Origin of the sequence: Microbacterium sp. K24, assembly GCF_004794465.1 — a bacterium.
Classification (GTDB): domain Bacteria; phylum Actinomycetota; class Actinomycetes; order Actinomycetales; family Microbacteriaceae; genus Microbacterium.
Genome location: NZ_SSDJ01000108.1, coordinates 15,861 through 27,210 on the forward strand (window position 1 = coordinate 15,861; position 11,350 = coordinate 27,210).

At 67.9% G+C, this 11,350-nt stretch carries 14 protein-coding genes and 1 tRNA gene; 2 read left to right on the top strand and 13 right to left on the bottom strand.

From position 1 onward, the window contains the following. Positions 1-18 precede the first annotated feature (18 nt). The gene (locus DW306_RS10490) at positions 19-288 is read right to left on the bottom strand and encodes a hypothetical protein (RefSeq protein ID WP_136055547.1); all 270 of its coding nucleotides are present in this window, start codon (positions 286-288) and stop codon (positions 19-21) included. A 146-nt stretch (positions 289-434) separates the two neighbouring features. Here DW306_RS10490 and DW306_RS10495 point away from each other — a divergent pair, with 146 nt between their 5' ends. After that, positions 435-722 (top strand): MerR family transcriptional regulator, encoded by a 288-nt coding sequence (locus tag DW306_RS10495; protein ID WP_136055548.1) that lies wholly within the window; start codon positions 435-437, stop codon positions 720-722. On the opposite strand, the gene DW306_RS10500 is transcribed toward DW306_RS10495, so the two are convergent. Further along, complete coding sequence (locus tag DW306_RS10500; protein WP_168429291.1) at positions 719-1,012, bottom strand: NAD(P)-binding domain-containing protein; 294 nt, start codon at positions 1,010-1,012, stop codon at positions 719-721. The two genes, DW306_RS10495 and DW306_RS10500, sit on opposite strands and share 4 nt — an antisense overlap. Positions 1,013-1,182: 170 nt before the next feature. On the opposite strand from DW306_RS10500, the gene DW306_RS10505 reads away from it, so the two are divergent. Further along, on the top strand, positions 1,183-2,133 hold the full coding sequence (locus tag DW306_RS10505) for a manganese catalase family protein (protein ID WP_136055550.1): 951 nt from the start codon (positions 1,183-1,185) through the stop codon (positions 2,131-2,133). 111 nt (positions 2,134-2,244) lie between these two features. Here DW306_RS10505 and DW306_RS10510 read toward each other — a convergent pair whose 3' ends face one another. The 11 genes from DW306_RS10510 to DW306_RS10560 all read right to left on the bottom strand — a co-directional run. Continuing rightward, positions 2,245-2,529 carry a hypothetical protein gene (locus tag DW306_RS10510; RefSeq protein ID WP_136055551.1) on the bottom strand — a complete coding sequence of 95 codons (285 nt, stop codon included), beginning with the start codon at positions 2,527-2,529 and terminating at the stop codon, positions 2,245-2,247. 103 nt (positions 2,530-2,632) lie between these two features. Beyond that, entirely contained in the window at positions 2,633-2,956 is a 324-nt protein-coding gene (locus DW306_RS10515) for a hypothetical protein (protein ID WP_136055552.1), read from the bottom strand. Positions 2,957-3,041: 85 nt separating this feature from the next. Further along, entirely contained in the window at positions 3,042-3,368 is a 327-nt protein-coding gene (locus DW306_RS10520) for a hypothetical protein (protein ID WP_136055553.1), read from the bottom strand. A gap of 213 nt (positions 3,369-3,581) precedes the next feature. Next, a tRNA-Ser gene (locus tag DW306_RS10525) sits at positions 3,582-3,672 on the bottom strand. A 57-nt stretch (positions 3,673-3,729) separates the two neighbouring features. After that, the gene (locus DW306_RS10530; protein ID WP_136055554.1) at positions 3,730-4,776 is read right to left on the bottom strand and encodes a hypothetical protein; all 1,047 of its coding nucleotides are present in this window, start codon (positions 4,774-4,776) and stop codon (positions 3,730-3,732) included. A 38-nt stretch (positions 4,777-4,814) separates the two neighbouring features. Continuing rightward, complete coding sequence (locus tag DW306_RS10535; protein ID WP_168429292.1) at positions 4,815-5,654, bottom strand: ROK family protein; 840 nt, start codon at positions 5,652-5,654, stop codon at positions 4,815-4,817. Further along, complete coding sequence (locus tag DW306_RS10540; RefSeq protein WP_136055556.1) at positions 5,651-6,463, bottom strand: carbohydrate ABC transporter permease; 813 nt, start codon at positions 6,461-6,463, stop codon at positions 5,651-5,653. Before DW306_RS10540 ends, DW306_RS10535 begins: the two co-directional genes overlap by 4 nt. Continuing rightward, positions 6,453-7,409 (bottom strand): sugar ABC transporter permease, encoded by a 957-nt coding sequence (locus DW306_RS10545; RefSeq protein ID WP_136055557.1) that lies wholly within the window; start codon positions 7,407-7,409, stop codon positions 6,453-6,455. The genes DW306_RS10540 and DW306_RS10545 overlap by 11 nt, the downstream gene beginning before the upstream one ends. Next, positions 7,406-8,797 carry an extracellular solute-binding protein gene (locus DW306_RS10550; RefSeq protein ID WP_136055558.1) on the bottom strand — a complete coding sequence of 464 codons (1,392 nt, stop codon included), beginning with the start codon at positions 8,795-8,797 and terminating at the stop codon, positions 7,406-7,408. The genes DW306_RS10545 and DW306_RS10550 overlap by 4 nt, the downstream gene beginning before the upstream one ends. A 78-nt stretch (positions 8,798-8,875) precedes the next feature. Next, complete coding sequence (locus tag DW306_RS10555; RefSeq protein ID WP_240747151.1) at positions 8,876-10,396, bottom strand: GMC family oxidoreductase; 1,521 nt, start codon at positions 10,394-10,396, stop codon at positions 8,876-8,878. Between the two features lie 2 nt (positions 10,397-10,398). Next, on the bottom strand, positions 10,399-11,350 hold a 952-nt coding region (locus DW306_RS10560; RefSeq protein ID WP_136055560.1), incomplete at its 5' end, for an SIS domain-containing protein.

Genomic DNA, 11,350 nt, shown 5'->3' on the forward strand with positions numbered 1-11,350 from the left:
CCGCCCGACAGATGACGGTCAGCAGCGGCGGCCGGAACCGGCCGGATCGGGCGGAGGCGCGCGGACCCTCTCTGGGAGAGCCTGGGTCCAGGGGTCACCGACCGAGGCGGGCAGGTGGATGAACCGCCAGATGCGACCAGCGGGGCGATGCGGCGGGATGGTCGCCGTCGTCACGGCTGCAAGGCCCGACACGATCTGTTCGAATTCCGCGCGGACCCACTCCGCGTCGGCGCAGATGATGTCGACGATGCTCGCCTTCGCGTCATCGGTCGAGCTGATGACTGCCACAGAAGATCACCTCCGATCTGTCGTCACTACCGGCCGCCCGTGCCGATGATCCGGCAGAGCGACCCCGAAAGATGTGGATCACTTGATGCATATTTTATACACCTTTTGGTTGACGCGATGCAAGGTCTCAGACGAGAATTCATGACATGGATTCGTCTTCTGGCGCGCGGCCGGTCTACACCATGGGTATCGCCGCGGAACTGCTCGACCTGCCGCCGGCCACGCTGCGGCTGTACGAGCGCAAGGGCCTCGTCAGCCCCGCACGCACCGACGGAGGAACGCGCCGCTACAGCGAGGACGACATCGATCGGATGCGGCGGATCGCTGACCTCCAGACGGACGGCGTCAACCTGACCGGAGTCGGCAAGGTGATGAACCTTCAGGACGAGAACGCCGAACTTCGGGCGTCCCTCGACCGCAACCGACTCGGCTAGCCGAGCGCGGGCACGAGGGATCGACCACCTGGCGCGAGTGCCGGCAGTGCCTCGGCCATGCACGCGCTCAGCTCGCGGGGTCCCGGCGGGACGGTGATCAGGACGTCGACCGCTGAGGCGAGCGCGGGAAGCGTGGGGTACCACCTCGTGCCGGTGACCGCGCCCTTCCGCTCAGGCTCCGCATCGAAGACCCCGACGGAGAACGCTGTGCAGAGCGCCTCCGTGATCGGGGATCCCATTCGCCCGAGGCCGACGACACCGATCATGAGGCGACCGTGCACGGCATCCATCGGCTCCATCCGTCTTGGCGACCATTGCTTGCCGTCCGTTCCCGGACCCGGCGGCTTACACCGTAAGCGAAGACATACTACGAGGCTTTCGCCGACCCGTCGAGGGGGCCACAGGATCCCCCGCGCCAGGCGCACGATGGTCACACATCCGATTCAGGCGAAGGAGCCCCATGTACTTCCACGTTCAAGAGTTCATCAACGAGATCGCACAGGACGAGCCGGATCCCGCTGCGGCGAATGCCCTGCAGGAGGGTCTGGGCGGACAGTTCGGCGAGATGCGCACGATGATGCAGTATCTGTTCCAGAGCATCAACTTCCGCGGCCCGGACGGCAAGCCGTACAAGGACCTCATCCAGGGCATCGGTACCGAGGAGATCAGCCACGTCGAGCTGATCGGCACGACCATCTCGCGGCTGCTCGATGGCTCGCCGCAGTATCAGGGCAAGCCCACCGATCCCGTGGACCAGCCCGGAGCCGGCGGCGCGACTCCTCTCAGCATCGCCGTCGACACGAGCAACATCCACCACTACCTCGTGGGCGCTCAGGGCGCTCTGCCGGTCGACGCGGTGGGCAACCCCTGGTCCGGCAGCTATGTCTACAACTCCGGAAACCTGGTGCTCGACCTGCTCTACAACCTCATGCTGGAGTCCACCGGGCGCCTGCAGAAATGCCGGCTCTACGAGATGACCGACAACAAGATGGCGCGCGGCACGATCTCGTACCTCATCGTGCGGGACCAGGCGCACGAGAACGCCTACGCCAAGGCGCTCGAGACCCTCGGGGTGAACTGGCGCACGTCACTGCCGATCCCGAAGACGAACGCCGAGCAGTTCCCCGAGGTCAAGAAGCTCCTCGATCTGGGACTGCAGAGCAAGCAGTATTCGTTCGACCTGACCGCGCAGTCCGAAGCGGGCAAGATCTTCCAGGGCGCCTCGCCATCGAACGACGGCACCGAACTCGACGCGAGCGAGCAGGCTCCGGTCGGCGCTCCGATGACGATCTCGCCCGAGCGTCTCGAGGAGTTCTCGCCCGGAGCGGACGACGAATTGCGTGCGCTCATCGAGGCGACCGCCGCCATGGAGATGGCCGACATCGATGCGACCTTCGGACGGTTGAAGTAGACGAGGGGGTTCCCGGTCGTCATCCGACGCTGGGACGAGGGAGAGGCCGCTGGGTGAGCTCGCGGTGAAGGCCGATGCCTCGACCCGATCCTCGGGCAGGGTGTGTTCTCTCTAGGTCGGAAGAAGCGGAGGCAGGTGCGGAATGCTGATCGGACGGGTTGCCCGGCTCCGTTCGTGCAGCCGCTGCACCTCATCCAGGGCCTCGAGAGCGGACATGAAGCGTGATGCCGCCGCCAGCTCACGCATCCACATCACTTCGACCTCGTACTCGTCTACCTGGTAGACGCAGCCGACGGTCTTGCGTGGATCGTCCGCACCGTATCGGTGATCGAGGATCATCCATTCGCGCTCTGCCACCTTGCGGAGCTCGAATCGGGGATCAGGAAGTCCAGACATCTCACCCTCCATTCGAAGGCAGTATCAATCTCGCTGGACGCAGCCTGAAAGAACCTTGACAGGCAATGCTCAGGAAGCTACGGCCGACGCATCGACCCCGCTTTCAGGTGACCGATGACGTGTCGTCGGCGTCGACGACCTCGTCGATCAGCATGATGCCCCCGGTCGAGTTGGCCGAATGCATGAGGTCATCGATCCATTTGGCGTTCAGCTTCGGAGCCTCACGACTGTCGAAGGTGAAGCGCAACGGTATCGCCGGATGCAGCCAGATCGTCGACCGGCCGCCGCTCTCGCCGTCGCCGTGCATCCAGGACACCGTGAAGGATTCATTGCGCCGGAGCTTCGTCGCGATCACGACCTTCAGATGCGCCAACGCGCGGTCTTCGATGTGCAGCACGCTCGTGCTGTCATAGGTGATGAAACCCATACCGCGAAGAATAGACGGGGAACGTCGGGTGCGCCAGGGGCTGCGGGCAGACCTCGCAGCACCGCGCTCGAGGCGGTCGCTGCCGTCACCCGGCGTCGAAATCCGAGACGTCCTCGGCGGCGAGAGGCACGCTCATGGGCCGCTCCGCTGCGCCGGTCAGTCGGCGCAGCCGGGTCACCAGTTCGGTGTCGACCACTTCAGGTCCCGGTACGTCGACGGCCTCCGTGACGATCTGACTGGCCGGCCCAATCAAGAACTTCGCCGAGACGAGTTCACCGAGCTCGTTGCGGACAGGGACCTCGATGATCTCAGCCCGATCCTCATCACCGAGTGCACGGCTGTATTCGAGCAGCGCGTCGGCGATGTCGTCACCCGTCAGATACGTCTCCCCTGCGTAGATGATGATCCGCATGGTGACTTCCTACGCTCGATCGGGCCGTGAACCATGCCCCTTGCCAGCTGCAGCCGGCAGATGCTAAACCTCGTGTCTCAAGTCGTGGCGTTGTGGACGGCGCCCGCGCGGTCACGGTCCGCTCTTCTCTACCGGCGTTGCTACGCCGTTGTCATCGGGCATGAAGAAAGCCCGCCCTCCCCAGTGGTCTTCAGGGAGAACGGGCTTCTTGAGTGGCGGTGACGGTGGGATTTGAACCCACGGTAGGGGGTTACCCTACACAACTTTTCGAGAGTTGCACCTTCGGCCGCTCGGACACGTCACCGCGGAATAGCTTACGCGAGACCGGCCCGGCACGCGAATCCGCGAGCCGCCGGGATTCTCACCACGCCGAGGCGACCTCGGCGTGCGTCCGCAGGATGCCCTCGGTCGATCCGGCCGGCGCCCGTCCGATGCCGCATTCCGTCGCTACGCCGAAAGCGGGCGCGTACGGTGCCGCGGCCGCGATCCGTCGCTCCGCTCCTTCGGCGCCGTCCTCGCGGTGCACGAGCCCGAGATACAGCTCCGAGACCGGAACCAACGACGCGAGAGGCGCGAAGTACTCCTCGTCGTCGTGCGCGATCGGGACCGGCAGGTGCAGCCACGTGATCGATCGAGCGGATGCCGCGACCACGGCGTTCGCGTAGCGCACGAGGTTCCCGGCATCCGTCGGCTCGAAGAAGTGGGTCTCCCCCGCGTCGCCGTAGCAGAGGTGCACGCCCACCTCGACGTCCTCCGGCACGGCGTCGACCAGGGCGGCGAGGCGCGAGACGAGACCGTCGAACGGGTCGCCCGGCCACCATCCCTCCATGACCGCCCCGTAGCCGGCGGCGTGCTCGATGATGCCCATCTCGCTCGCGACATCCCACTGCACGGCGAGGTCGTCATGCGGGATGGCGGCGAGGATCTCGTCGAGCTCGCGCAGGATCGCCGCCGCGTAGACGGGTTCGATCGCCGCCCGGTCGTCGCCGTGGAAGAACGACGAGATCACGGCGAGCGGCGTCGGCAGCGAGACCTGGAAGCGGATGCCGGTGGGCACGGCTCCTTCTGCACGGAGGCGCGTGAACACGGCGTACGACTCCAGCGCCGCCGCAGCGTAGCCGAGGGGCGGGAGCTCGATGGCGGCAGCATCCGCCCCGTCGGCGATGCGCAGGCCGCGCGCGTCGATGCCGGCCGGGAACGGGATCGGTTCGTCGCCGATGCGCTCGATGCCATCGGCCTGGCCGATCACGTCGGGCTGGAACATGATCCAGTGGAACCGCTTGCCGACCTCGCCGTCGGGGAGGCGCCGCAGGTGCGAGCCGAGCATCTCCGCGGCCGTGCGCATCGTGGTCTCGGCGTCGTCGTAGTTCACGCTGCCCACGAGGAGGGCACCCTGGGGCTGAGTCATGCCTCCAGAATATCGGCGGGCGGTCCGCGGTGCGGGGGTCAGCCGGCGAGCGCCGCCGCGAGGTGAGCGGCGCCGACGCACCCGGGCTCGTCCAGCTCCGCCCGCACGAAGACCACCGGCGCGCCCATGGGATCCGGTTCCGCGGATGCCTCCCGCAGTGCCGGAGCGAAGTCGTCGAAGTTCGCGCTGACGCCCCCGCCGAACACGACCGTGTCGGGTGCGTACGCCCGAGTGACGTTGCGGATGCCGCGGGCGAGCATCTGCCCGTAGTCGTCCCAGCGGATGCGGCCGCCGGTCGTCCAGTACTTCGGGATGCTGCTGCCGCTGCACAGCTCCTCCCAGCATCCGACCTGACCGCAGTAGCAGCGGTCGACGCGGTCGAGCGCGCCGCTGCCGATCAGCAGATGTCCGGCTTCGGGGTGGAACGCCGCGGCCCCGCGGAGCGCGCCGGTCGCTCGCGACACGACGGCGACGCCGATCCCGGTGCCGAGCGTGACCATGGCCATGACCTCGGCCTCGCGTCCGGCACCGCGCGCGAACTCTCCGAACGCCGCGCCCATCGCGTCGTTCTCGACGACGATCGGCACACCGAGCGCCGCCTCCACCTCGTCGACCCACGCGGATCCCGACCAGTCGGGGAGGGTGTGCGGGTTGTGCACGATCCGCGTCCGCACATCGACCGGGCCCGTGATCGCCATCCCGACAGCGGCGACCGGGTCCTCACCGCCCACCTCACGGATGAGTGTGAGCATCGTCCCGGCCGGCCGCTCATCCGCCCCCAAAGTCGCAGCACGCACCACCGTGCGAATCTCCGCGCCGTCGTCGAACAGCGCGGCACGGATGTTCGTCCCGCCGATGTCGACGCCGATCACCTTCACTTGCCCGTCCCCGCCGTCAGTCCGCTGACGATGTGCCGCTGCGCGAAGATCGCGAAGATGATCACCGGCGCCATGGCCAGCAGCGATGCCGCCGCCAGCTGATCCCATTGGATCGAAGCGTAGCCCTTGTATGCGGCGATCGCGATCGGCACGGTGGGGTTGTTGAGGGTGAGCGAGAGAGCGAGCGTGACCTCGTTCCAGACCGTCACGGCGATGAGAACCGCCGTGGTCGCGATGCCGGGACGCACGATCGGCAGGTACACGCGGACGAGGGTCGCGAACCGTGAGGCGCCGTCGATGCTGGCCGCCTCCGCGAGCTCGGCCGGAACCTCTTCGAAGAACCGCAGCAGCAGCCACATCGCGAGCGGCACCATGAACACCTGATACGCGAACGCCAACCCGAGCGGGGTGTCGTAGAGACCGACGTTCTGCAGCAGAGCGAACATCGGGATCGCGATGAGGAAGTCGGGCAGCAGGTAGGCGAGCAGCAGCCAGACCACGACACCTGACTTGCCGCGCACTCGGAAGCGCACGAGAGCGTAGGCGGCCGGCACGGTGACGAGCAGCGAGAGCACGACCGTGAAGGCGACCACGATGACGCTCATGATCATCGAGCCGACGAAGTCGCTGTTCTCCCAGACCGCGGCGAACGCCTCGAACGACGGCGCCGAGAAGAAGGTCGGGCCGTTCCCCGCCGCGGTGTTCTGCGTGGCGAGGTTCAGGGTCCACACGAACGGGAAGATCGTGGCGAGCACGGCCAGCGCGACGAACACGCCGCGGCCGATCCTGCCGGAGATGCTAGAGCGCACGACGTCCTGCTTTCCGGACGAGACCGACGACGGCGAGCACCACGACGATCAGCAGCGTATAGGTGATCATCATCGTCATGCTCTCGCTCATCTTGAACTCGCGGAACGCGGTGCGGTACGCGAGCATCTGGGTGAAGTCGGTGGACTGGGCGGGTCCGCCGTTGGTCGTTCCGAAGGCCAGCGCGAAGACTTTGAGGCAGTCGACCGTGCGGATCGCCGCGACCGTCAGCAGAATCGGCACCATCATCGGCAGCGTGAGGAACCGGAAGCGCTGCAGCGCGTTCGCGCCGTCGACGTGCGAGGCCTCGAACGGCTCCTTCGGGAGGCCGGCGAGACCGGCGCTGAGGATGATGAAGACGAAGCCGGTCTGCCACCAGGTGTCGATGCCGGCGAGCGCCGACAGGGCGGTGTTCGCCGAGCCGAGCAGGTCGACGCCCGACAACCCGATCTTCCCGAGCAGGAAGGGGATGACGCCGAGCGTCGGGTCGAGCATCACCTTCCACACCAACGCGACGACCATCCCCGACACCATGAGCGGCAGGATGAAGATCGTGCGCAACCACCCGAGACCTCGGGTCATCGACTGCACGGCCATGGCGATCGCGAGACCGAGGACGATCTCGAACGCGACAGCGAGCACCGTGAACAGCGCAGTGCGGAGCAGAGAGGCCCAGAACTCCCCGTCGCCGAGGAGTGCGGCGTAGTTCTCGAGTCCCACGAAGTCGAACCGCGATCCCCAGTTCCAGTTGAACAGGCTGAGCGACAGCGAGTAGACGATCGGCACGACCGACGTCAGGCCGAGCAGCACGATCATCGGGACGAGATAGAGCGTCGCTCCCCCGCCGGATGCCGCGCGCCGGGGAGCCGGTCCCTTCCCGGGGACGACCCCGGGGCGATGGCCGCCCCGGGTGCCGTCCGTCGTGACGAGGAGCTCGGTGGCGGTCATTCGAGCGCCGACTTCATCTGCTCGTTCGCCCGGGCGAAGACCTCTTCGGGATCGTCGCCGTTCGCGACCGCCAGGATCCCGTCGACGATCACCAGCACTCCCGGCTTCCAGTTGGCCCGCAGCACCGCGGTCGTGCGGGCGGTGGCGGCGGCATCCGTCGTCACTTCGACGAACTCGGGGTTCAGTGACTCGAGGTACGCGGTGTCGGATGCCGAGGACTGACGCGGCGCTCCGCCCGTGTACGTGCCGAGCTTCGCGGTCATCTCCTTGCTGGTCGCCCATTGCAGGAACAACCAGCTCGCGCCCTTGTTCTGCGCGTTCTTCGCCATCGCGAGTCCCCACGACCAGACGCCCGCGCTGCCGTCGACGTCTCCGGCGGGGATGGCGGCGTAGCCGACCTCTCCGCTGATCGTCGAGGTCTCGGGGTCTTCGAACCCGGGCCCGAAGACGCTCGCATCGATGAAGAACGCCGCCTTCCCCTGCGCGAAGAGACTCGTCGCATCGGGCCAGTCGATGTTGAAGCGGTTGCTCGGACCGGCCGCGATCAGCGCGGCATAGTCGGAGAGGCCCTTCACGATCGACGGATCGGTGAGTCGCGGCGCATCCCACGAACCGTCGAACCACACGTTGTACGGGGACTCGATCTCACGGTCCTGCGGCCACTGGTTCAGCACCATGCCGGTGATGGTGTCGCGGAGGCCGTCGGATCGCACGCCGCGGACGACCGAGCCGAAGACGTCGCCGTTCCCCTCGGCCGTGACCTTCTCGGCCGCCGCGATGAGCTCTTCCATCGTCTCGGGCACCACCCCGCCGAGGTACTCGTCGACGATCTGCTTGTTGTAGAAGAGGATGTACGACTCGGTGGCGATCGGGATCTCGTAGACGGCGGCATCCGCCTCGCCCGCAGGGAAACGACCCGGGTCGACGAGACCTGCCGGGAAGTCGTCGAAATCGTAGTCGTCGCTCGTCAGGGACGCGTTCTCGAGATAGGGCGACAGCGGCTCGATCAGGTCGGCGTCGAACTGCGTGGCGGCGAAGTCGTCCATCGGCAGCATGTACACGCCGGGCGCCGAACCCGAGCGCACCGCCTGCTCGACCTTCGCCGTGTAGAGGTCCTCGGAATAGGTGTTGAGGGAGACATCGATGCCGGTGAGCTCTTCGAACTCGGGCAGGTACTCCTTGATGCCGGTCGTCCAGGGGTGCTCGTTGAGCATCACCGAGATCTCCTGGCCGTCGTAGCGCTTCCAGTCGAACGCGCCGGAGGCGTCGGCGACGTCGTCGGATCCGGAACCGCCGCCCATCCCCGCGCTGCAGCCGGTGGCGGCGAGGGCGAGTCCGGTGAGCGCTGCGACGGCCTGCACTGCACGTCGTCTGTTGCGTGGGTACATGAGTAGCTCCTTGTTCGGGTCAGTGCGGAGGGGTCGGGCGGGGTGTCTCAGGCGCGGAGGTGTTCGGGACGGAGTGATTCAGTCGGCTCGGGCGATCACGACGGGAGAGATGCCCAGCGCGCTCGCGGCGACGCGGGCGCCGATCATCGCGGTGGGCAGGTTGATGTTGCCCCGGGTGATGGTCGGCATGATGGAGGCGTCGGCGACGAGCAGCCCTCGCACCCCGTGCACCTGACCGGCGCCGTCGACGACGGCCTTCGGATCGGATGCCGCGCCCATCTTGCAGCTGCCCGCCGGGTGGCAGTAGTTGACGATCCGGTCGAGCGGATCCGTGCCGTCGGTGACCTCGTCGCCGAGCACGTCGGCGAGGCCCTCGTGCGCGGCCATCCTGCGCAGCAGCTGCAGCGCCTCGGCGAGCACCTGACGGTCGTGACCCTCGGCATCCGTCCCGTAGCGGTGATCGATGACGGGTACGACGACATCGAGATCCGACCCGAGGGTGACCTCGCCCTCGGATCGGGCGCGCATCGCCCCGCCATAGAGCGAGATGGGCGGGAGCCCGGGGTGGCCGCTGTTCTCGCCGGCGACCATGAAGACGTGGATGTCGTAGGGGCCGTCGTCGCAGACGGTCGAGCGGAAGCGCCCGACGGTCTGTTCGTCGGGGTGGAACGGCAGCGCGCGGAGTTCGTCGACCAACCCCGGGCGACCGGCGAAGTTCAGCTGCACGCAGGAGTGATCGAGCAGGTGCTTGCCGACGCCCGGCAGGTCGACGATGGTCTCGATGCCGAGGGCGGCGAGCTCGTCGCGCGGGCCGATGCCCGAGCGCAGGAGCAGGGCCGGGGAGTGATAGGCGCCCGCCGCGATGACGACGCGCTTCGCGGCGACCAGCATCCGCTCGCCGTCGACGAGAAGCCAGGCGCCCGTGACCGCACCGTCGTCGACGACGATCTGCTCGGCCTGCACGCCACCCGCGATCCGCAGGTTCGGTCGCGAGCGGACCGCATCGAGGAAGGCGAAGGCGCCGTTCCAGCGCACCCCGTCGACGATGTTGACCGGCATCGGCCCGATGCCCTCGCCCGCGGCGATCTCGTCGAGGTCGAAGTCGAGCGGCATCCCCGCGGCAATGCCGGCATCGACGAACGCGCGCTGCGGCGGAGTGAGCTCCTCCATGGTGGTGTGGCTCACGCGGAACCGTTCGCGCGCCCACTCCAGCAGCGGCACGACCTCGTCGGACGCCCAGCGCGCATCATCCGCGGCCGTGGCCCATTCGTCGTACTCGTGGGCGGCGCCGATCGAGGCGGTGCATCCGTTGTGCGATGAGCAGCCGCCGATGATGCGCGCCCGCGGTAGGTCCACGCCGGGGGTGATGTCGTTCGCGGAGGTCGCGAGGTCGTAATCGTGGGACAGCGGGATGTTCAGGGCGTCGAGCATGTCGGCCGGCCACTGCCGATCGGCGAAGGACCCGTAGTCCGGTCCGGCCTCGACGAGGAGGATCGACTCGTCGGAGTGCGCGGCGAGGACCCCGGTGAAGGCGGTGCCGCCGGTGCCGCCGCCGATCACGAGGGTGTCGACGCTGGTCGGCAGCGAGAGGGGGGCCATCGTCACACCACCGTCGTGATCTTGCTGCCGAACAGGAACTCGCCCGGCACGACGCCGTTCGCCTTCGCCAGTTCGACCGCGAGGAGCTGTGCGACGACGGAGTCGACGAGGAGCTCCGCGAGGCCGCTCCCCCGTTCCACGTCGATGGTCAGCGCACCCGGAACGGAGTCGTCCCCGACGAAGACGACGCGTGATCCGCTGGCGACGAGGTCCTCTGCCAACCGGCGCAGACTCGGATCGGGATCCGCGGCGCGCGAGCCGAACAGCACGACGGTCAGGCCATCGCCGGCGAGCTCGAACGGGCCGTGACGGAACTGGCCGCCGATGTACCCCTCCGCCGCCACCTTCGACGACTCCTTCGTGATCAGCGCGGAGTAGAGGGCCGTGGCCGCGTGGTCGCCGCGACCGACGAAGGCGAGGCGCCGCTGCGGGTGCCCCGCGACGGATGCGGCGAGCGCGGCGGTGTCGACGCGGGTGATCGCCTGCTCGACGAGGTCGGCTGCCGCGAGCAGCTCGGCGCGGATCGAGAGGGTGTCCTCCCCGAGGACGGATGCCGAGAACAGGCGGTGCACGCCGAGGGTGTTGAGGTAGCTCTTCGTGCTGACCGTCGCCTCGGTGCCGCTCAACAGCGGGAGGAACGTGTCCGACTCCTGCGCGAGGATGCTGTCGGGAGCATCCGCGATGCCGATCGCCCAGTCGAAGCTCAGCGTTCCGGCGCTGCGACGCTCGAGGAGTTCCGCGACCTCGCCGCTCGCGCCCGACTGCGACGTCGCGACGAGGGTGCTGCCGGCGCGGAGAAGACCCGGCGCATCGAGCAGCTGGCCAGCATCGACGTTCCAGGCCGGACGGCCGGCGGCGACGAGACGGCGCCAGGTGGGGATGCCGGCGAAGTGCGACGACCCCATGCCGGTGAGGATGATGCGCTGCTCGGTGCGTTCGGCAGCGCCCAGGCCG